The 21,443-nt window shown below is 56.2% G+C and carries 19 protein-coding genes, 1 tRNA gene and 1 pseudogene; 4 read left to right on the top strand and 17 right to left on the bottom strand.

All coding sequences use genetic code 11. From position 1 onward, the window contains the following. Positions 1–27 precede the first annotated feature (27 nt). The 9 genes from HMPREF1323_RS03260 to HMPREF1323_RS03220 form a co-directional block, all read right to left on the bottom strand. On the bottom strand, positions 28–1,275 hold the full coding sequence (locus tag HMPREF1323_RS03260) for a DUF1015 domain-containing protein (protein WP_009432714.1): 1,248 nt from the start codon (positions 1,273–1,275) through the stop codon (positions 28–30). Between the two features lie 50 nt (positions 1,276–1,325). Beyond that, positions 1,326–2,249: an NAD(P)-dependent oxidoreductase gene (locus HMPREF1323_RS03255; protein WP_009432685.1), complete on the bottom strand. Its 924-nt coding sequence runs from the start codon at positions 2,247–2,249 to the stop codon at positions 1,326–1,328. A 136-nt stretch (positions 2,250–2,385) separates the two neighbouring features. Then, entirely contained in the window at positions 2,386–3,462 is a 1,077-nt protein-coding gene (serC, locus tag HMPREF1323_RS03250; RefSeq protein WP_009432793.1) for a 3-phosphoserine/phosphohydroxythreonine transaminase, read from the bottom strand. Between the two features lie 891 nt (positions 3,463–4,353). Continuing rightward, the gene (locus HMPREF1323_RS03245) at positions 4,354–5,124 is read right to left on the bottom strand and encodes a YaaA family protein (protein WP_009432820.1); all 771 of its coding nucleotides are present in this window, start codon (positions 5,122–5,124) and stop codon (positions 4,354–4,356) included. Between the two features lie 45 nt (positions 5,125–5,169). Then, positions 5,170–5,865, bottom strand: coding sequence for a tRNA (5-methylaminomethyl-2-thiouridine)(34)-methyltransferase MnmD (gene mnmD / locus HMPREF1323_RS03240; RefSeq protein ID WP_009432775.1), 696 nt, complete (start codon positions 5,863–5,865; stop codon positions 5,170–5,172). After that, complete coding sequence (locus tag HMPREF1323_RS03235; protein WP_009432702.1) at positions 5,862–6,404, bottom strand: RNA methyltransferase; 543 nt, start codon at positions 6,402–6,404, stop codon at positions 5,862–5,864. The genes mnmD and HMPREF1323_RS03235 overlap by 4 nt, the downstream gene beginning before the upstream one ends. A 116-nt stretch (positions 6,405–6,520) precedes the next feature. Next, positions 6,521–8,194 (bottom strand): hypothetical protein, encoded by a 1,674-nt coding sequence (locus HMPREF1323_RS03230; RefSeq protein WP_009432717.1) that lies wholly within the window; start codon positions 8,192–8,194, stop codon positions 6,521–6,523. Positions 8,195–8,210: 16 nt separating this feature from the next. After that, positions 8,211–8,840 (bottom strand): DUF3575 domain-containing protein, encoded by a 630-nt coding sequence (locus HMPREF1323_RS08960; protein ID WP_009432816.1) that lies wholly within the window; start codon positions 8,838–8,840, stop codon positions 8,211–8,213. 516 nt (positions 8,841–9,356) lie between these two features. Beyond that, positions 9,357–9,953, bottom strand: a complete 597-nt coding sequence (locus HMPREF1323_RS03220) for a hypothetical protein (RefSeq protein ID WP_156795189.1) — start codon at positions 9,951–9,953, stop codon at positions 9,357–9,359. Positions 9,954–10,730: 777 nt separating this feature from the next. On the opposite strand from HMPREF1323_RS03220, the gene HMPREF1323_RS03215 reads away from it, so the two are divergent. The 3 genes from HMPREF1323_RS03215 to efp all read left to right on the top strand — a co-directional run bounded on the left by HMPREF1323_RS03215 (position 10,731) and on the right by efp (position 12,471). Continuing rightward, positions 10,731–11,294 (top strand): CvpA family protein, encoded by a 564-nt coding sequence (locus HMPREF1323_RS03215; protein WP_009432729.1) that lies wholly within the window; start codon positions 10,731–10,733, stop codon positions 11,292–11,294. Beyond that, on the top strand, positions 11,291–11,833 hold the full coding sequence (locus HMPREF1323_RS03210) for an HD domain-containing protein (protein ID WP_009432795.1): 543 nt from the start codon (positions 11,291–11,293) through the stop codon (positions 11,831–11,833). The genes HMPREF1323_RS03215 and HMPREF1323_RS03210 overlap by 4 nt, the downstream gene beginning before the upstream one ends. Positions 11,834–11,901: 68 nt before the next feature. After that, positions 11,902–12,471 carry an elongation factor P gene (gene efp, locus HMPREF1323_RS03205; RefSeq protein ID WP_009432739.1) on the top strand — a complete coding sequence of 190 codons (570 nt, stop codon included), beginning with the start codon at positions 11,902–11,904 and terminating at the stop codon, positions 12,469–12,471. Between the two features lie 107 nt (positions 12,472–12,578). Here efp and HMPREF1323_RS03200 read toward each other — a convergent pair. From HMPREF1323_RS03200 to HMPREF1323_RS03165, 8 genes and pseudogenes are all read right to left on the bottom strand, one after another. Further along, a pseudogene (locus HMPREF1323_RS03200) lies at positions 12,579–13,850 on the bottom strand (malic enzyme-like NAD(P)-binding protein); the annotation flags it as partial. 298 nt (positions 13,851–14,148) lie between these two features. Then, positions 14,149–15,156 carry a hypothetical protein gene (locus HMPREF1323_RS03195; protein WP_156795188.1) on the bottom strand — a complete coding sequence of 336 codons (1,008 nt, stop codon included), beginning with the start codon at positions 15,154–15,156 and terminating at the stop codon, positions 14,149–14,151. A gap of 91 nt (positions 15,157–15,247) precedes the next feature. Continuing rightward, entirely contained in the window at positions 15,248–15,592 is a 345-nt protein-coding gene (gene rplT / locus HMPREF1323_RS03190; RefSeq protein ID WP_009432755.1) for a 50S ribosomal protein L20, read from the bottom strand. A 115-nt stretch (positions 15,593–15,707) separates the two neighbouring features. Further along, a complete protein-coding gene (gene rpmI / locus HMPREF1323_RS03185) occupies positions 15,708–15,905 on the bottom strand; it encodes a 50S ribosomal protein L35 (RefSeq protein WP_009432744.1) in 198 nt (65 codons plus the stop codon). Positions 15,906–15,992: 87 nt separating this feature from the next. Further along, positions 15,993–16,577: a translation initiation factor IF-3 gene (infC, locus tag HMPREF1323_RS03180; RefSeq protein ID WP_009432823.1), complete on the bottom strand. Its 585-nt coding sequence runs from the start codon at positions 16,575–16,577 to the stop codon at positions 15,993–15,995. A 39-nt stretch (positions 16,578–16,616) separates the two neighbouring features. Continuing rightward, positions 16,617–18,578, bottom strand: a complete 1,962-nt coding sequence (gene thrS, locus HMPREF1323_RS03175; RefSeq protein WP_009432734.1) for a threonine--tRNA ligase — start codon at positions 18,576–18,578, stop codon at positions 16,617–16,619. A gap of 173 nt (positions 18,579–18,751) precedes the next feature. Then, positions 18,752–18,827, bottom strand: a tRNA-Lys gene (locus HMPREF1323_RS03170). A gap of 205 nt (positions 18,828–19,032) precedes the next feature. Further along, positions 19,033–19,551, bottom strand: a complete 519-nt coding sequence (locus tag HMPREF1323_RS03165; protein WP_009432750.1) for an HU family DNA-binding protein — start codon at positions 19,549–19,551, stop codon at positions 19,033–19,035. A gap of 677 nt (positions 19,552–20,228) precedes the next feature. On the opposite strand from HMPREF1323_RS03165, the gene HMPREF1323_RS03160 reads away from it, so the two are divergent. Further along, on the top strand, positions 20,229–21,431 hold the full coding sequence (locus HMPREF1323_RS03160; RefSeq protein WP_009432732.1) for an efflux RND transporter periplasmic adaptor subunit: 1,203 nt from the start codon (positions 20,229–20,231) through the stop codon (positions 21,429–21,431). The last annotated feature ends 12 nt before the right edge of the window (positions 21,432–21,443 follow it).

The raw sequence follows: 21,443 nt of genomic DNA, 5'->3' as shown, positions 1-21,443 counted from the left end.
GCTGGTGCGAAAGGGAGGGGCAGTCTCTTAGACGAGCTCGTGGATGATGAGGCCTGAGCGGAGCTTAGGCTCGAACCACGTCGTCTTAGGAGGCATGATATTGCCCGAGTCAGCGATATCGATCAGCTGCTTCATAGAGACAGGGTAGAGTGCGAGAGCAAACTTCATCTCACCGCTATCGACGCGCTTCTTCAGCTCGCCAAGGCCACGGATACCGCCGACGAAGTCAATACGCTTGTCAGAGCGGAGGTCCTTGATGCCGAGGATCTCATCGAGGATGAGGTTAGAAGAGATCGTCACGTCAAGCACGCCGATGGGGTCGTTGTCATCGTACGTACCGGGCTTAGCCGTGAGTGAATACCAGTGATCCCCGAGGTAGAGGGAGAAGTTGTGCAGCCCCTTAGGCGTGTAGATTTCCGTACCCTTGTCCTCGACGATGAAGTTCTTCTCCAGCTTCTGGAGGAGTTCTTCCTTCGTCAGGCCATTGAGGTCCTTGACTACGCGGTTGTAGTCGATGATCGTCAGCTGGTCATCGGGGAAGCACACAGCCATGAAGTAGTTGTACTCTTCGTTACCCGTGTGGTTGGGGTTCTGCTTACGCTTCTCATCACCTACGAGGGCAGCAGCCGCAGAGCGGTGGTGGCCGTCAGCGATGTAGAGAGCGGGCATCTCGGCGAAGAGCTCCGTGATGCGCTGGATGTCGGCAGCATCATCGATGATCCAGAACTCGTGACCGAAGCCATCGAGAGGAGCGATGAAGCTGTAGACGGGCGTTTCCTTGGTGTACTTAGCGACGATCTTATTGATCTCATCCTTCGCGGGATAGGCGAAGAAGACGGGCTCGATGTTAGCGTTGTTCACGCGGACATGCTTCATGCGGTCTTCTTCCTTGTCGCGGCGGGTAAGCTCGTGCTTCTTGATGACACCGTTCATATAGTCTTCTACAGCGGCGCAGACGACGAGACCGTACTGCGTCTTGCCATTCATCGTCTGGGCATAGACGTAGTAGTTCTCCTTAGCGTCCTGTACGAGCCAGCCCTTCTCACGGAAGAGGCGGAAGTTCTCAGCAGCCTTCTGGTAGACCTTCTCTTCGTGCTCATCGGTGCCCACGGGGAAGTCAATCTCGGGGCGGATGATATGATAGAGAGACATCTCATTGCCTTCAGCCTCAGCACGGGCTTCTTCGCTGTTGAGTACGTCGTATGGACGAGAAGCTACACGCTCTACAAGGTCCTGTGGAGGACGGATACCACGGAAAGGTTTGATGATAGCCATGGAGGTAAGTCTTATCTAAGGTGGGAAGATAGTGACGTAAGGTAGTCGGACTACTTATTCAGACGGAAGCGTTCGTTGCCTTCCTTGATGAAGCCGACGATCTGACGAGCAGCAGCCAGACCAGCGTTGGTGTTGGCTTCAGACGTCTGAGCACCCATCTTCTTGGGGGTCGAGAAGTAGCGCTCGCCAGCAGCAGCTTCGAATTCTTCGTGAGCGCCTGGACGGATATCAGCGAAGTAGCGGAGGTCTTCGCGTTCCTTGAGGAGGGCGATGAGCTCGGGTTCGTTGATGACTTCCTTACGAGCGGTATTCACGAGGATACCCTTCTTAGGCATGAGGCTCACGAGTTCGCGGCCGATAGAGCCCTTAGTCTCAGGTGTAGCGGGGATGTGGAGGGAGACGATGTCGCAGGTAGAGAAGAGCTCCTTCTGGCTGGCGACAGCGTGTACACCTTCCTTCTCGATGACTTCGGCAGGCGTGAAGGGGTCGTAAGCATAGATATCCATGCCGAAGCCCTTAGCGATGCGAGCTACGTTGCGGCCCGTGTTACCGTAAGCGAGGAGACCAAGCTTCTTGTCCTTGAGCTCAGTACCAGAGGTGCCGTTGAAGCGGTTGCGTACGCCGAAGAGGAGCATAGCGAAGACGAGCTCAGCGACAGCGTTAGCGTTCTGTCCAGGAGTGTTCATCACGCATACGCCGTGAGCGGTAGCGGACTCGAGGTCTACGTTGTCGTAGCCAGCACCAGCGCGGACGACGATCTTGAGCTGCTTAGCAGCGTCGAAGACCTCGGCATCTATGATGTCGCTACGGATGATGATTGCTTCGACGTCGGCGACAGCTGCGAGGAGCTCGGCCTTAGTCGTGTACTTTTCGAGGAGGACTACTTCGAAGCCAGCTTCGGTGAGGATTTGCTTGATACCAGCTACTGCGGGAGCAGCGAAGGGTTTTTCGGTGGCAATAAGAACCTTTGACATGATGTATAGATGTGTATTTGAAGCGTGTGAGATGGGGTAGAGATAAGCGACGGCACAGACCACTCTTCGCCCACAGCGATGAGGGTCGGGGGTGGTCTGTGCCGTTACGTTTATCTTCTTAAAGCGAGAGGGAAGCTTAGTGCTTACGTTCGAATTCCTTCATCAGGTCGATGAGGAACTGGACGCTGCTCTTAGGCAGAGCGTTGTAGAGAGAAGCACGGAAGCCACCTACAGAGCGGTGACCCTTGAAGCTGTATGCACCGCGAGAGACAGCGAAGTCGTAGAATTCCTGTTCGAGCTCCTTGTACTCGTCGTTGAGGACGAAGCATACGTTCATGATCGAGCGGTCTTCGGCATTGACGGTACCGCGGAAGAGGCGGTTGCGGTCAATTTCATCGTAGAGCATGCCAGCCTTTTCGAGGTTCATCTGCTCGAGGACCTTGACACCACCGAGTTCCTTGTACCACTTCATCGTCTGCAGAGCTACATAGACGGGGAAGACAGGAGGCGTGTTGTACATAGAGTCCTTGAAGTGTACATCATACTTCAGCATGGTGGGGATGATGCGGTTGTCTTCGATGTGACCGACAGCGTCGCGACGTACGATGACGAAGGTAGCCCCCGCTGGAGCGATGTTCTTCTGAGCACCGCCATAGATGAGGTCGTACTTAGATACATCGACAGGGCGGGTGAAGATGTCAGAAGACATATCCCCTACGAGACGGACCTTTACATCTGGATCGTAGCGAAGTTCGGTACCATAGACCGTGTTATTACTCGTGATGTGGAGGTAGTCAACATCTTCGGGCACTTCGTTCTTTTCCCATGGCTTTGGATACCAGATGTAGTTGTCGTCCTTAGAAGAGAAGGTGACAACTTCCCCAAAGGCCTTAGCTTCCTTAGCAGCCTTATTTGCCCACGTACCTGAATCGACGTAGGCAGCCTTCTTCTTGAGGAGGTTCATAGGAACCTGTGCAAACTGCAGGCTGGCACCACCACCGAGGAAGAGCACTTCGTACCCCTCGGGTACATCGAGCAGTTCCTTCATGAGGTTACGTGCTTCCTCCATCGTTGCAGAGAATTCCTTAGCACGGTGAGAAACTTCGAGGATAGAGAGGCCAGTGCCCTGGTAGTTAAGGACTGCACCAGCAGCATCTCTGATTACGCTCTCGTCGAGGATCGATGGCCCAGCCGAGAAATTGTGCTTCTTCATAAGAGCAGATATTTGTGGATGAATATTTATAGGAGCATCTATATGCGAGCAGCTGGCGACCTGCACGCTGCGATCATCGCCTCTGCTCGTAGCAAAGTTATCAATAAAAAGATGAATAGCAAGCCCTTCGCTTAGCTTTTATTTACCCCTTCGGAAGTGCCTCAGATAAAGCATTAGAAGATAGCTTAATAAAATACTTAATGATGCGCACTCGCACCCTCCTTCCCTGCCACTTCGGTGTGTGATATTGACAGGATAAGCGCTACCCTATCCCCATATCGCACCTACAAATCAAGACAAACGACAGAGAACACCCCCCTCTCGGCAGCTCACTTTCGCACGAAGCGAAGTCGGCTGATCGCATCAACCGCCCCCTTCTTCGCGCCCTTAGTTCGGCCCTTCGAGCCACTTGAGACTGTTGCCGCGAGTCCTGCCCTCTACTTAGGGTGCTAAGGCATCGCACGCCCAGCTCCCCGATATGCCTCTCCGAAGTGATACATAAGCCCTTCTCCTTATCGCGAGTATTCCTTATCCAGCGGAGAGAAAAGTGCTGTTCCCGTGAAGGAAAAAGCGCCTTCACGTAGTGCTTTTCATCTGTCTATGCACGTAGTCTTAAAGACCAGGCATGTAAATCCAAATATCCACGTACGTAGATTTATCGTCCACGCACGTAGCCCAAACTTATCTGCCACGCGTCCACAACTTTTATCCCTACGCGGAGCAACAACCCAATATAGGTCACTTCACAATGCTATATAGCTTTCTTCGCCATCCTAATATAGCTCGACACACACCCGACAGGCATAAATAAAAGCACCCAGCAGATAGGCCTCATCGTGGCTACCTGCTGGGTGCTTTTTATTTCTCCTATGGATATGCGAGGCGAAGGGCTTAGCCTAAGACAAATGTCCAGTCGCGATCGGTCGACTCCTCGGGAGCGAAGACGAAGCCCTCGGGAGTGAGCATACGCAGGGCTTCCTCATCCTCGAGGCGCTGACGAATGACTTCGCCCGCCATCGCCCCACGCGCCATCTTCGTGTAGACGACGATTTGCTTGAGGCGTCCCGTAGGCTGGCGCACGAGGAAGGACGGCGTGATGACACGCACGGCACGCTCGACCTCCGCCCAGTGGAAGAGCCCACGCATCTCGTCACTCGCCAGGAAGAGGAGCGTACCGCCAGCACGCTTCACCGCCTCGATGAGGTAGGGCGTCAGGCGGTCACGCCAGTAGTCGAAGAGCCGCCCATCGAAGAGATCGGGTAGCTGTACCGCACCCTCCATACGGTCGTAGCGAATAGCCGTTTCGGGCGAGAGCAGCCCGTAGACGAAGGAGGTAATGTGTAGATGCTCGGCCGCATAAGCCCAGTCCTCCGCTGTGAACGTAGAGGGCGAGAGCTTACGGAAGACCATCCCCGTATAGCTCAGCGCGGCGGGCATCTCTGTGACCTCGGGATCGAAGAAGGTGCGCAGACGGGCATAGACCTCGTCACGGAGCTTGGGGCTGAGCTGGAGCATCGAGGCAAGCTCCTCACGGCTGAGGCGAAGAACAGAGGCCATGATCGTGCGCGCCTCCTCGAGGAAGCGGGGCGAGGTCATCGTGAGGTCACGAGGTACTTTAGCCTTTGTCGCAAAAGTCTTGGCGGGGGAGATAAGTAGGAACATACGCAGGACAAGCGGAGGGATAGTAAGAGAGAAGGATATAAGAGGCTACCTCGGCACACGAGCACGTAGCACCTCACGCTTCCCAGGAGGACCAGGGAGGCGATCGACGAGGAAGCCCGCACGCTGGAGACGACGGCGTACCTCGCCCTTGGCGCAGTAGGTCGTGAGTACGGCTTCGGGGAGGGCGACAGCGAAGAGACGAGCGAAGAGCTCCTCTGCCCATAACTCCGGCTGGCTATCGGGGGAGAAGGCATCGTAATAGATGACTGACAGGCCCTCGGGGAAGGTGCATTCGGTGAGGTCGCTGTGGAGCTTCTCGATGGTGAAGAAGGGACTAAGCGCCACTGCCTCGCCCCACGGAGCGGCATGGAGTGCACGCAGAGCTTCGGCAGGATCCAGTGGCCCCGTCACGCCCTCATAGTGGAGGGCTTCGTAGACCTCGGAGCCGACGGGATATTTCTCTATGGAATAGTAATGTACGGGCCTGCGCTCTGCCTCGGCTCGCTGCCAAGTGAGGAGCGCATTAAGCCCCGTGCCGAAGCCCACCTCGAAGAGTCTGAGGGGCTCCGTCGCACCTCGCTCCGCACGGAGACGCTCCTCGAGCGCCATACCTATATATATATGTAGGCTCTCCTGCACGGCGCCATGCGTCGAATGATAGTGTTCGCCAAAGGTCGGGGCAAAGAGCGTGAGGCTTCCGTCCTCGGTCGTCTCGACAAGGGGCGTAGCGTCGTGACTCATCGGCTGAGTGTGGGGAGCAAAGGTGCAGCGAGCTGCCAGAGGGCGATACCTGCTGCGACGCTGACATTCAGGGAGTGCTTCGTGCCGTGCTGGGGGATCTCCAGCGAGGTCGTGACCTCAGCCATCACCTCATCACGCACACCGCGCACCTCATTACCTAAGACAAGGGCATAGTGCACCCCAGGCTGTGGGGCGAAGGTCTCCAGCGACACGCTGTCGTGAGCCTGCTCCAGCGCCAGGACTTCGTAGCCCGCAGCACGAAGCTCGCGGACCGCCTCGACGCTGTCGGCAGCATAAGTCCAAGCGACCGAATCCTCAGCACCGAGGGCAGTCTTGTGAATATCGGGATGGGGAGGACGAGCCGTGATCCCGCAGAGGACGAGCCCCTCCAGACGGAAGGCATCAGCGGTGCGGAAGACCGACCCGACATTATTCATGCTCCGCACATCATCAAGGACGACGACGATAGGGAGCTTCGTTTCACGACGGAAGGCCTCTGTCGTGAGGCGCTCCATCTCCGTGACCTTTAGCTTCTTCATTGCCTGCAAAAGTAGTGAACTCCCACGTATCTCTCCCCCTATACGACGAAGCACCATGCAGCCGGGAGGGGTGCATGGTGCTTCGTCGTAGTCTTATGGGAGTGGAAGGGCGCGGCTTATTCGTCCAGCTCTTCGGCTCCACTCTTGAGCTCTCGGACGAAGGCGGGATCCGTCATCAGCGGAGCCAATGCCGCCTCAGTCTCCGCCTTGTAGACGAGGAAGCTCTGGAGCTTCACTGCGCGCAGGAGGGCAGCCTTCGCCTCTTCGTGACGTGAGAGACGGGTGAGACAGATCGCCTTGAGGTACTCGACCTTGCCGTTGGCACCGAGCTGATTGAGCACCATCAGGGCACGCTCATCTTCCTCCATACCAGCCAGCGCCAGTGCGCCATTATAGTCGGGGTACTTACGGAGGTACTCGAGGGCACCACGGTAGTCACGGGCGGCCATACGCTCCAGACCGAGCTTGTACTCGGCAGCCGCCTCGGGCTTCTCGTTGAGGCGATCGATGAGGGTAGCATCGACGAGGTCATTGATCCCCGAGATGACGAAGGTCAGGGTATCGACACCACGCTGCATCCACGTGCTCTGGTCGATAGCCGAGATACGCGAGTCGACGATGACCTTCATACGCTTCTTCATCTGTGGGGTCACCTCGAGGTCACGGCTATAGAGATAGACGAAGTCCTTGTCAGGGGTGACGCCAGCTTCATACTGCGTCTCCTCGATGAGGGGGAAGTGGACGATGTGGCGACGGTAGGTATCGGCGTTCGTGCGACGGCTCTCGTTGTGAGCGATAGCACGGAAGTTGTACGTATGCTGGGCTACCTCAAGGGAGTCCTTCTCGGTGAAGGACTTATTCTCAATGGAGTCCATCGTCCAGCCACGCTCGAAGAGCATACGGAACTTCCCAGGGACGTTCGTGCTGTCGAGCTGACGCTCGCCACGTGCCAGATAGGCGGCACGGCGCTCGGGACTATAGAGCATATCGAAGCCCTTACGCTGGCCGACGCTGTCGCGACCTGAGAGTTCGTCGCGGTAGGCCGCCCCGAGCATATCGAGGGCCTTCGCGTGGTACTTGGTGTCATAAGCCCCTGCACGAGCGGCATTGGCATTGAGGTAGCGCTCCTCCATGATACGGCGCCAGCGCTCATAAGCCAGCTGCAGGGAGAACTGACGACGGTAAGCCGAATAGTAGTCCTGCTGCAGACGCCCCATGAATGAGCGATGGGCCTTGCGATTGAAGAAGACGCTATCATACTTCGAGGGATCGACGATGCTCTCTTGGAAGACCTGCAGAGCCTTCTGCTCCTTGTCCTGAGCCGCCTTAAATTCACGCCCCTTCAGTACGACAGGGGGCAGCGTCATCGTCGTGTCCTCGGTGAGGAGGCGCGGGGAGAGGACGACCTGATAGCGCTCGTCCATCAGCGCACGAGGCACGGTGACGAGGAAGGTGAGGTTGATACGACCCTTACGCAGGGTGGAGATCTTCACACGGGGGCGCTCAGCGGTGACGGTCACCGCCTCGATGACCTGCGTCTTGATGCCGTCGTCCTTGGGCTTCTCATCGCCCTTGGTGGCACGGCGTATCGTGTCGGCCTTCTGCGAATAGGTGACGATCTCGGAGAGCATACCTGTGCGGCCGGCCTTCTCCTCCTTGTCGGTAGGCAGGTAGGCATGGGGGCGTGCCGAGGTGAAGTAAACTTTCTTCGTCAGCGGCTGAGCACACGAGCCGAGGACGAGCCCCGCCAAGAGGACGGAGGCAAGGGTATATATTTTCGTTCGATTCATCTATCTGGAGATTGCGTTAGAAGACATAGGCCAGGCTCAGGCCGATACGTGAGGGCAGGACCAGGACGCGACTCTTATCTGCCGTACGCACCTGCTTAGCGCTGTAGCGCTCATCGTAGCGAGTCCATACACCAGCCAGACCGACCTCTGCCTCGAGGTTCCAGTGGGGCGCGAGCTCATAGCAGTAGCCGACAGAGCCCCCAGCACCGACGAGGAAGCCCTCAGAGTACGTCCTGGAGAGACTGCCCCCGCCAAAGCGGTAGACCATCCCGAGAGCATGCCCCGAGACGAAGAAGCCACGGTTGTAGACGCCCTTCGTCCAATAGCGCAGGGCTGGGCTGAAGGCCGCCATCTCGGCGTGCTCTACCGAGCCCCACTTCAGGCGCTCGCTGAAGCCGACATTACCCAGATGACCGTAGAGGGTATTGATAAGCCCGACGGGCATGGGGAGCTTGAAGAGGCCTGGACGAGCCGAGAAGGAGAGCTGGAGCGAGGTGCGGTCACCGAGCGCCACCGACGGCTCCACACTGATGGTCCCCGTAAGTAGGGCGGGGAGGTTGGCGCTCACGGCGAAGCGCTGTGCATGTAATCCCTCAGTCGCACCCACGAAGGCGAGGACGAGTAGGAGGGCTATTCGTCTGATCATTTGCTGAACGTTCTGATAAAATTTCATTGGGAGTGAGCTACTTCCAAGAGGATGGACAGCTCAGGAGTCATACCAAATTGGGTGCAAAGATACGCAATATCATTTTTTCACACATTCACACTTCATTCCGAATTATCACAGTTCCCTGTCACCACACCCAAAGAGGGGTGGAGTAAATGGGCGAATTTGGCACAAATCGAATGAGAAGAATGGGGGAAGAAGAGGCGCACCGAGCGGGTGCGAAGCACTATGCGGATGCGTCACCGCCCCATAGTGCTCTGACGCTGAACCCATAGAGTTCAGGGCACAAGCCAATAGATGAACGGACGACCGCCCCCGATTGGTACACTCCCCACCCCACACGGATTACCCCACACGAAGCAGACGAGCAAAAATAAAAAGCACCCGAGGCAAGCCACCCGCCAGCGCGAATAAATAAAATAGCTGGCGAATAAAAAGAGTGTGGGGCAGTATTCAAATCTCTGAATACTGCCCCACACTTGAGGTAAGATTCGCCTATAAGGCTATGCTGTAGGCTATATCCAGCAGGAAGGGAGCATCACTAAGACGATGCGTCTTCTCCCAATAGGACTGTCCCGCATAATAGGAGTCTCCCGCATAGCTATGCTTAGAGCGATAGAAGAGGAAACCAAATCCCAGACGCAGGGCGCTCTTCTCACTCAAAGGGAAGCTCCAGCCGAAGGTCGGAGCCATCCCCAACGTGTAATGAGACTTCACATTACTCTCTCGGACGGCCTTGCTGGGGAAGAGCGTCCAGTCGTCAATCTGAGCTCCCAGACGAAGAGAAAGATACCCTCCTTTGTAAAAGAGTCGATCTCCTTCCTGTCGAGAGAAATAATAACGTGGAGCCAGCTCAAGCAGCGGAGTCAAGCCATCAAATTGGAAGGACTTCGATGAGCCACCATAGCCAAGACCGAGTCCGAAGGCGGCTCTTCCCCCAAGCTCAAGATGGTTGGTCAGCGCATAATCATAGCTCACGCCATTCATCCCCCCGAGCAATATCCCGAGGCGACCTCGTGAGACTTCTTGCCCCTGGAGGCTATTCCCCCAGACGAGCATCATAAGACCAAAAAGTAGAGATCGTACATTCATATTTTTACCATGTTAAGTTATCACCATGTGAGTAGAGAGCGCAGTCGTCAGCATCCAGATTTCTGATGGGCAGGTACACGACTTTACTAGAGCTGAAGCGGACATCCCCTCCGCTGGAGGGGGAGCTGTCCGTGCGCCCACAAAGATATACAACTAATCCTATAAAAGTGGAGGGAGTAGCTTCCCGCAACCGAAGCCCGTACACCGCCCCTCAAGTGCCAGCCAAATAGCACCGCCTCACACAGAGAAGCAACAACCTATTATACAGCAAGACACCTTCCCCTCAAGAGAACTTACAAAAACCTCTCGCAAGGGGAGCTAAAACGAACCAGTACTGGTCACCGATCGGAGCAGTACTGGTCGCGCCTTCGACCAGTACTGGTTACTATCACTGATCAGTACTGGTCACATCGGCGACCAGTACTGGTTGATTTTCTCCTCCCGCGTAGAATACCGCGAGTGCAGCTCATCCCGATGCAGTTATTCACCCTTGAGCTCTGGTGAATTCCAACTGTGTATGATGCGTCAACCCTGAGGTCGGGAGAGCGACCTATATTGGTCAGCGGGCGAACCTATATAGGTCGTCATCGTGACCTATATTGGTCGGGGCGTCAACCTATATAGGTCAGCTCAGCGACCAATATAGGTTCATACCACCCCTCTATGTAGGCTCAAGGGTAGACTACACACAAAGCCTACTCAGAAGCGAGGAGAAAAGCCTGTGGGAGGGAATAGGGCGGGATGCAGTACATTTGCAGGAAAAGACAGAAGCAAGATATGAATCAACTTGATCTCTTCCTGGGGGCAGTCGTCCTGCTCTTCGCCCTCGGGGGACTCTTCGGTGGCGCTGTACGCCGCGTCATCCAGATAGCTGCACTCATCATCGCCTTCCGCGAAGCGTGGCGCTTGGCCCCTTGGGTCGAGAGTGTGCTGGGCGGAGGTGACGGGCAGAGCATCGGGGGCTGGGGCTTCATCGTCCCCCTCATCGCCTTCGCCCTCATATATATCGGTATCCGCCTCGTGGGGAACTGGTTCAGCTCGCTCACCAAGGGCACGTTCCTCTCCGTCATTGACCGCATCGTCGGCCTCGTGCTGGGCCTTCTCGTTGGGGTCTACCTCATGGGCTACGCCTGCCTGCTCTTCGAGGGCATCTTCCCCATGGAGCAGTACAACGCCAGCAGCTCCACGCCCCCGACAACGCGCCAGTCCTCCTACCTCTACCCCCGCCTCATGCAGTCGGTAGAGGATATTCGCCATGCTAAGTCCCTCCTCTTCGGAGGCGGCGACAGCAAGGCCACCGACACCGAAGCTCCCGCAGAAGTAGCCCCCGCAAGCAAATGATAGACACCCTCGCCATCATCCATCGCTACTACCCCGAGGGTAGCGACATCGAGCGCGTACTGCGCCAGCACGCCGAGGACGTCACGGGCCTGGCCCTCGAGCTCGTCGATGCGCACCCCGAGATGGGGCTCGACCGTGAGTTCGTCGCTGAGGCGGCAATGCTCCACGACATCGGGATCTATCAGACGAGTGCGCCCGAGATCTTCTGCACAGGCGAAGCTCCCTACATCCTACACGGCTACCTCGGCGCCGAGCTCCTGCGCTCGCTGGGTCTGCCTCGTCACGCTTGGGTCGCTGAGCGCCACACGGGTAGCGGCCTTACTGCCGAGGAGATCACTGCACGCGCCATTCCCCTCCCCCCAGGCATCTACACCCCACAGTGCCCCGAGGAGGAGCTGATCTGCTACGCGGATAAGTTCTACTCCAAGACCAAGCTGGGGCAGCGCAAGGCGCTGGAGCGCGTACGTAGCGGATTCAGCAAGCACGGGGAGGCCGCTCTGGCACGCTTCGATGCGCTGCACCAGAAGTACGGCCTTTAGCCCCAGGCATCTCCCCATATTTTCCTATTTTTGTACTCAAGCAAAAACAATCTCTAATCAATATTTATATGGCTACTACAGCAGACTTCCGTAATGGTATGTGCCTCGACATCGACGGGCAGTACTACTTCATCGTCGAATTCCTCCACGTCAAGCCCGGTAAGGGTCCCGCTTTCGTTCGCTCAAAGCTCAAGAACGTCGCTACGGGTCGCGTGCTCGATAAGACATGGAATAGCGGGGTGAAGGTCGAAGAAGTACGCATCGAGCGTCGTCCCTATCAGTACCTCTACAAGGACGAGATGGGCCTGAACTTCATGCACCCTGAGACCTTCGAGCAGATCTCCATCCCCGAAGCTGTCATCGATGGCGTCCAGTTCCTCAAGGAAGGCGATATCGTCGAAGCAATGGTGCATGCAGCCTCCGAGACGGTGCTGACGTGCGAGCTCCCCGCTCACGTCGACCTGCGCGTCACCTACACCGAGCCCGGCCTCAAGGGTGACACCGCTACCAACACCCTCAAGCCCGCTACCGTCGAGACGGGTGCAGAGGTACGCGTACCCCTCTTCATCAACGAAGGCGAACTCATCACCATCGACACGCGTGATGGCTCGTACGTAGGTCGTGTGAAGGAAGCCTAAGCGCACCCCTTCGCCCTTACAGCAATAAAGATCCCGCCCCGACTTCTCTTGATGGGAGAAGTCGGGGCGGGATCTTTTGTATCCTTATATATGCTGGCGCCTTAGTCGAGAAGCGAGGTGAGGTGCTCCGCGTAAGCGTCCCAGTCGGTGATCGTGTGGCGCGCTACCCCACTCTCGATAGCGGCGCGAGCCACAGCCGTAGAGACCTCGACGATGAGACGACGGTCGACGGGCTTCGGGATGAAGTAGTCTGGACCGAAAGTGAGGCCCGTCGTCCCGTAGGCTTCGTTCACATAGTCGGGCACGGGCTGCTTAGCCAGCGCAGCGATAGCGCGCGTAGCGGCCAGCTCCATAGCGCCGTTGATAGCCGTAGCGTGCGTGTCGAGTGCCCCACGGAAGATGTAGGGGAAGGCCAGCACATTGTTGATCTGATTGGGGTAGTCGGTGCGCCCCGTGCTCATCAGCACCTCGGGGTTAGCAGCCTTCGCCTCCTCGTAGGAGATCTCAGGCGTGGGGTTCGCCAGCGCGAAGATAATAGGGCGTGCAGCCATCGAGCGCACCATCTCCTGCGAGACCATACCGCCCTTGGAGAGCCCGACGAGTACGTCAGCCCCACGCATCGCATCGGCGAGCGTACGGAGCTCAGTGCGTGTGGTAGCGAACTCACGCTTCATATCATTCAGGTCGGTGCGGTCGACCGTGATGACGCCCTTCGAGTCGGTCATCACGATGTTCTCGTGCTTGGCACCCAGATCGCAGTAGAGCTTAGCGCAAGCGATGGCGGCAGCACCAGCACCGCTGACGACGATACGCACGTCTTCTATGGGCTTGCCGACGAGCTCCAGCGCATTCAGCAGGCCTGCACCCGAGATGATAGCCGTACCGTGCTGGTCGTCGTGCATCACGGGGATAGAGAGCTCAGCCTTCAGACGGCGCTCGATCTCAAAGCACTCAGGCGCCTTGATATCCTCGAGGTTGATAGCACCGAAGGTGGGAGCGATAGCCTTGACCGCAGCGATGAACGCCTCGGGCTCAGTGGCATCCACCTCGATATCGAAGGCGTCTACACCCGAATAAATCTTGAAGAGCAGTGCCTTACCCTCCATAACGGGCTTGCTGGCGTCGGCACCGATATTGCCCAGTCCGAGGACGGCAGTCCCGTTAGAGATGACACCGACGAGGTTACCCTTCGCCGTATAGCGATAGGCAGCGCTGGCGTCTTCGGCGATAGCCAAGCAAGGCTCAGCTACCCCAGGGGAGTAAGCCAGAGAGAGGTCATAGGCCGAGCTGTGCGGCTTGGTAGGGACGATAGCGATCTTGCCGGGGCGTCCCTCTTCGTGGTAGCGCAGCGCGGCTTCTTTCGTAATCTCGGTGGGCATATATTCGGATGGATAAGAATTATTAGACTTGTGAAACTACAACAAGCTAAGTGGGAGAATGTTCCGCATTCATTAGCTCAACAAAGATACGGATAGAAAATCACGCAGACGACTGGCCGATGAGGGAGCCGACGCCCTCCTCCGCTCCCATCGCCCTGTAAAAGCACACCCATTCCACTCACCGCTGACGCCATCTCCCCCGACACGACACAGCCTTAGTGGAGCCTCACGAGTGACTCGCAAGACTCCACTAAGGCTGTGACAAAAGAGCTTAGCTCAGAGCGATACAGGAGAAGGGCTAATCATCTTGCTCTGTCTCTGGAGACAGAGCTAAAGGGCATTCCTTCCTCGCTAGATATCCTGGCACATGCTGGATCAAATCACGGAGGAAATAGCCATCCAGCCCTCTAAAATAGATTGGCTTAGGAGATGTCCCATCCTTATTAACAACTAAGCTATCTCCTTGAGGAGCATAGGAAATAACCTTTTCATGAGGGATACGTATAGCCTTCGTTGCCGACTGAAAGTAGAAAGACTTCGTTGTAACTACAACAGTTCCAGTCGCCAGAGGCTTCTTCACTGTTTTAGAAATGACCTTACCACGCGAGCTTCCACTATGCAAGGTCAGTCCTTTAGCTATGCGTACACTTTGTCCTCTATGTCCACTATGATACTCCCGTTCAATACGTTCCTCACTATACTCGACATTTGGGAAGCTCCATAAGACCTCTTCATTACGCTGAAGATTAAGAGCACCACTCCCTCGCTTAGAATCCACCCTTGATGGCAACCGCCCCATCTTCATATAACGAAAGACTAAGAGCTTAAGAAAGTCTTCATACTGTGGAAGTGAGTAGATTGCTTTTGAAGGTAATGCGAGAGCACCAAGGTAAGATTCAATACTTTGATCCAAGATAAGAAGCTCCTCAGGGTGCGTCTTCACATGAAATAAGGCTTCTTCAAAGGCGATAGCCGCTAAAAGCCTTTGCTCCTTTTCTTGCCTCTGCCCCCACTGATCCAGTTCTTCTAAGGATAGCAACCGACCAGAGAGAAGGTTCTCATAGAGTACTTGTTTAAAGGGATCAAGAGAAAGAGACATACGCAGTTTTTTCTCCATCTCATCAGCGTGCAGCCTCCTGAGTGCAACCGCAAAAGAAAAGAAAAAGAACAGTCCTATAAGGGATAAGATTACTGTCCATACCGAGAGATCAGCTATAAATAGAGCGAGGGAACCTATTCCCCAAACCCACATTGTAATCTTTCCACCTAAGGTAAAGGAGTTATAGAAAGTAGTTATTGTTTTCATAGGCATTGTCCTTATATTATACAGAGAGGTCCTACTCTTAAGCGGAACTTAAAGAGCAGGACCTCTATCCTTGTGGAATATGTCCTAAGGCTTACTTTACCTTAGCGACGATAGCCTTGAAGGCTTCGGGATGGTTGACAGCGAGGTCAGCGAGGACCTTGCGGTTGATCTCGATACCCTGAGCGTGGAGAGCGCCCATCAGGCGAGAGTAAGAGAGACCCTCTAGACGAGCAGCAGCGTTGATACGCTGGATCCACAGAGCACGGAAGTTACGCTTCTTGTTCTTACGATCGCGGAAGGCGTAGGTCAGACCCTTTTCCCAAGTATTCTTGGCTACGGTCCAGACGTTCTTGCGAGCACCATAGTACCCACGCGTGAGCTTAAGGATGCGCTTGCGCTTAGCGCGAGAAGCTACATGATTGACTGATCTTGGCATGATGTTTCTTCTTTGTGATTGGTAGCGATCTGCCTCTCTCCCGAGAGAGCGGAGAGCAGATACTTGATTGGCTTACCTCTCTGTTACTGAAATAATCGTTGTGCTAACTTGCCGTTTAGCGGAGGCGGAGAAGTTCCTTGACTTCGCGTACGTCTACCTTGTCCACAGTGGTGAAGTAGGTGAGGTTACGCTTCTGCTTCTTCGTCTTCTTCGTGAGGATGTGACTCTTGAAGGCATGTTTGCGCTTGATCTTACCAGAGCCAGTGAGCGCGAAACGCTTCTTAGCACTGGAGTTTGTCTTCAGCTTAGGCATTTTCTTTCTTGTTTATATAAGTTATTCATTGACCCAGCTCCACTGACGCAGCCTATGCGCGAGGTGCTGGGATGGGGGATACGTTGATTAGTCTTCGTCGGAGGCGTCTGCAGCCTCTTCCTTAGCGCCCTTCTTGGGGGCAGGAGTGGCCTTCTTAGGGGCGAGCATGATGGTCATGCGCTTCCCTTCGAGGACGGGCATACTCTCTACGCGACCGTAGTCTTCGAGGTCATTAGCGAAGCGCAGGAGGAGCACTTCACCCTGATCCTTGAAGAGGATGGATCGACCACGGAAGAAGACGTAAGCCTTAACCTTCGAGCCTTCGCTGAGGAAGCCCTTAGCGTGCTTGAGCTTGAAGTTGTAGTCGTGGTCATCGGTCTGAGGTCCGAAGCGGATCTCCTTGACGACGACCTTGACGCTCTTAGCCTTCTGTTCCTTCTGCTTCTTCTTAAGCTGGAAGATGAACTTCTGGTAGTCGACGACGCGACATACTGGAGGATTGACATTGGGAGAGATCTCCACGAGGTCAAGCTCTTGGTCGTTAGCGATACGGAGAGCTTGCTGTATCGTATATACTCCCTGCTCTACATTGTCCCCGACGAGGCGCACTTCCTTTACGCGGATAGCCTCGTTGATGCGGTACTGGAACTTTTGTTTGTTGTCTACTGCCATTCAGTATGTGTTGATTGTATGCTTAGCGAGTGAGGTGGACTACTTAGCTTCGGTCTGCCAGGCGTTGAGCTGACGGTGTACCTCCTCGGCAATTTGCTCGGCAAAGGTAGCAATTTTCACTGAACCCTTATCACCCTCACCTTGCACGCGTACAGATACTTCGCCTTCCTGGGCTTCCTTTTCCCCGACGATAAGCATGTAGGGGATACGCTTGAGCTCATTGTCACGGATCTTACGGCCGATCTTCTCGTTGCGGTCGTCGACCTGCGTACGGATATCCTGTGCGTTGAGCGTGGCAGCTACCTCGTGAGCGTAGTCGTTGAACTTCTCACTGATAGGCAGCACGACGACCTGGTCAGGCGTGAGCCAGAGGGGGAAGTGCCCTGCGGTGTGCTCGATGAGGACAGCGACGAAGCGCTCCATAGAGCCGAAGGGTGCACGGTGGATCATCACTGGGCGGTGCTTCTTGTTGTCGGCACCCGTGTATTCGAGGTCGAAGCGCTCAGGCAGGTTGTAGTCTACCTGGATCGTACCGAGCTGCCAGCGGCGGCCGAGGGCGTCCTTAACCATGAAGTCCAGCTTAGGCCCGTAGAAGGCGGCTTCGCCGTACTCGATCTTGGCGGGAAGGCCCTTCTCAGCGCAAGCCTCGATGATAGCCTGCTCGGCGCGCTCCCAGTTCTCTTCGCTCCCGATGTACTTCTCGCGGTTCACCTGATCGCGCAGGGAGATCTGAGCCTCGAAGTTCTCGAAGTTCAGCGCCTTGAAGATGATGAAGATGATATCCATCACCTTGCAGAATTCTTCCTTGATCTGGTCGGGTCGGCAGAAGAGGTGCGCGTCGTCCTGCGTGAAGCCACGTACACGCGTCAGCCCGTGGAGCTCACCGCTCTGCTCGTAGCGATAGACCGTACCGAACTCAGCCAGACGCTGGGGCAGGTCACGATAGGAGTGAGGGCCGAGAGCCTTGAAGATCTCACAGTGGTGAGGGCAGTTCATAGGCTTGAGCATAAACTCTTCACCCTCCTGAGGCGTAGTGATGGGGCGGAAGGAGTCCGCACCGTACTTAGCCCAGTGACCCGAGGTGACGTAGAGCTGCTTCGAGCCGATATGTGGGGAGATGACCTGCTGATAGCCGAACTGCTTCTGGATCTGCTTGAGGAAGTCCTCCAGACGCAGGCGGAGCTGCGTACCGCGAGGCAGCCACAGGGGCAGCCCTGAGCCGACATTCTGCGAGAAGGAGAAGAGCCCGAGCTCCTTACCGATCTTACGGTGGTCGCGCTTCTTGGCTTCCTCCAGCATCGTCAGATACTCATCGAGCATCTTCTTCTTGGGGAAGGTGATCCCGTAGAGACGCGTGAGCTGCTTGCGCTTCTCGTCACCGCGCCAGTAGGCACCAGCTACGCTCAGCAGCTTGATGGCCTTGATATAGCCCGTATTAGGCACGTGAGGGCCACGGCACAGGTCCGTGAAGTCGCCCTGCGAATAAGTCGTGATCGACCCGTCGGGGAGGTCTGCGATGAGCTCCAGCTTGTACTCGTCACCCTTCTCTTCGAAGAACTTCGTCACCTCAGCCTTCGTGATGTCACGGCGGATGATAGGCTCCTTGCGGGCAGCGAACTCCGCCATCTTAGCCTCTATGGCTGCGAGGTCGGCGTCGCGAAGCTGCACCCCTTCGCCCAGGTCAATATCGTAGTAGAAGCCATTCTCAATGGCAGGACCGATACCGAACTTCACCCCAGGATAGAGCGCCTGAAGGGCTTCGGCCATGAGGTGCGCACTGGAGTGCCAGTAGGCATACTTCCCTTCGGGATCTTCCCACTTATAGAGCTTCAGCTCGGTGTCCTCCTTGAGGGGACGCATGAGGTCCCAGATCTGGCCATTGACACCAGCGGCCAGCACATCCTGCTGCAGGCGGGGGCTGATGCTGCCAGCTATATCCCACGAGGTCGTACCCACAGGGTACTCACGCTGACTGCCGTCAGGGAACGTGACTTTTATCATTGAGCTCATTCTTATACAGATTGATTACTTAGTTTGTCGTGCAAAGGTACGATAAATACGATAAATAAAGGGACTTATCCACGAGGAGCGCCAGGCACATCGCCTGCGCCCTCCACACCCTGCCGACAAAAAGAAAGCGGGTATCACTTCGAGAGAAGCAATACCCGCTTGACTGGTGACCCCGGTGAGGCTCGAACTCACGACCCAGTGATTAAGAGTCACTTGCTCTACCAACTGAGCTACAGAGTCATTCCGATATCGGCCGTTTTCCTCGCCTTGGTGAGCGACGGCTTTTGATTTCGGCTACAAAGGTAAGGCAAACTTTTTATTTGTGCAAATACCCCACCCCATACGCTTGCGACAAAGAGCCTCATACGAGGGGACTCCCCCGCCTTAGGCTGAACTAAGACGGGGGAGCACCATGAGTGGAGCAGCTAAGCGCTGAAGGCCGAGGTTAGATACCTACATGACCGCCTGCACCGGGATCGCCTGCGCCAGGAGTCCCTTCGGCAGGGTGGCCGCCTTCCTTAGGCTGCGCGCCCTTACCCTTCTTCCCCTTGGCCTTCTTCTCCAGGGCGATGCGCTCGAAGGCTACATCATCCAGACGGAAGAACTTAGGATTGGGGCGAAGGCGCACACGTGCCCTCGTGATATGCGTCATCGCATTGAACTCATCACCCTGGGCTACGGCCTTACTGCGGAGCGTGGGTGAGAGGCTCCCCAGACGCCCGAAGTTCACGGACTCCCCGCCTGCGACGAGACTACGCGCCGTGTCAGCTGCGAGGTTGAGGATAGCGGCGACCTCCATATAGTTGAAGGTCGTGTGCCCTGCCACCATATCGCAGAAGCGCATGAAGGATACGTGCCCTCGAGCGCGGGCGGTAGCGACGGTGACGGTCTTGCCGGCGAACTTGCCGATCTTCATCTCGACATCACGGAGCATGTAGCCGAGAGCTTGCTTTGTGGTTCCCATAATGGATACGAATAAAAGTGAATAAAACTTACTTGCGCCTCCTATCTCTTGGAGGACACTGCAAAGGTAGAGCGCTCAGCGACGGAGGTGAGACGAACTCCGTCCACTTTGGTTCACTTACTGCTTTCACGGGATTACTTCGACCACTATTCAGGGGATTCACGGCTACTCCATACCTTTACATATAATAGGTATGGGCAAGGCATCAAGAGCGGTGCCGAGGGGAGGAATAGCAACCTATACAGGTCGGCGGGCTGACCAATATAGGTCGTCACGTGGACCTATATTGGTCGGAGAAGCGACCTATATAGGTTCATAGCACCCCCTTTCGGGAGGAGGGGCGCAGAAGAAATTTGGCGGGGAGAATAAACCTTCGCGGGGGACGGGACTCTATACATAGCGAAGCAAAGCTCCTAATATAATATAATAGGTACGCGCGAGGGAGAGCGGGCAAATGCTCCACCACACCCATCCGAAGCGAGGCTCATAGCCCAGGGAAAAGCCAGACGGCTGACACTGCGAGCTGAGAATTGGAGTATCTTTGCAGAATTCTACCCGCCCCACTTGCCTCTGCCCTTCTGGCGGTGACGAAGTGGCGGGAAGTCCCTTTCTACAGCCCTCATCTGCGGGGCACTCTTCATCAAAAGACAAACCAACAATACAACCCCACAAGAATTATGACGCATCGACGCCTTACCGTCTCGTGCCTTAGCCTCCTGCTCCTCACCGCAGGGATCACGCTCCTGCCCGCCTGCTCCAGCCAGTCGACCCAGCAGGGACAAGCCCAAGGCCCCCAGGAACTCCCCGTACGCACCCTCTCCGCAGGCGACTTCTCCGCCTACAACAGTTACCCCGCCGTCATCCGAGGCGAGTTTGATGCCGAGATTCGCCCCAAGGTCTCGGGGGTCATCACCAAGGTATTTGTAGACGAAGGTCAGCGAGTCAAAGCAGGGCAACCCCTCTTCCAGCTCGAAGATGTCACCTATCGAGCCGCCGTCGCACAAGCTACCGCCAGCCTCTCCGCCGCACAGGCCTCGCTCGCCACGGCACAGCTCAACCAGCGCAATAGCCAGGATCTCTTAGCCAAGAACATCATCAGCCAGAGCAACTACGAAGAGGTCGCCAACGCCCTGAAGAGCGCTGAGGCCAATGTCGCCGTCGCCAAGGCAGCCCTCGTCTCGGCTCGCGAGAACCTCTCCTACTGCACCGTCACCAGCCCCGTCTCGGGGGTGGTCGGCCTAATCAACTATAGCGCAGGGAATCTCGTGAATCCCCAGAGCACCTATCCTCTCACTCAAGTCTCCGACACGCGTCTGACCTACGTCTACTTCTCCGTCTCTGAGCAAGAGTACCAAACCCTTATAGGCGGCAACGATGCTACCACCGCTAAGAGCCTTCCCAAGGTGCGTCTGCGCCTCTCCGACGGCAGCGAATATCCCATCGAGGGCACGATCCAGGGCATCAGCGGCGTCGTCGACAAGACCACGGGCGCTATCGCGCTGCGTGTCGACTTCCCCAACGCTGAGGGCAAGCTCCGTAGCGGCTCGGTAGGTACGGTCCTCGTCCCCACCCAGACGGCAGGGGCCATCCTCGTACCCCAGAGCGCGACGGTCGAGATGCTCCACAAGAAGTTCGTCTACACCGTCGACAAGGACGGCAAGCTGACCTTCACCGAGATCTCCGTCAGCCCCGTCGATGATGGGCAGAGCTACACCGTCACCAGTGGCCTCAAGGCTGGCGACCGCATCCTCGTCGCCGGCACCACGGGCGTCAAGGAGGGTGAGGTCATCAAGCCCCTCACCGAAGAAGCCTATGCCAAGCAGCAGGAGGCGATACGCCAGCAGATGATGGGCAAGGGCGGCGCTGCTGAGAAGCACTAAGCCCCCACCGCC

The sequence above is a fragment of the Porphyromonas sp. oral taxon 279 str. F0450 genome, from assembly GCF_000292995.1.
GTDB classification, from domain to species: domain Bacteria; phylum Bacteroidota; class Bacteroidia; order Bacteroidales; family Porphyromonadaceae; genus Porphyromonas; species Porphyromonas pasteri.
Note: the sequence above shows the minus strand (reverse complement) of the source record. Positions and strands in the feature narration are given on the sequence as shown.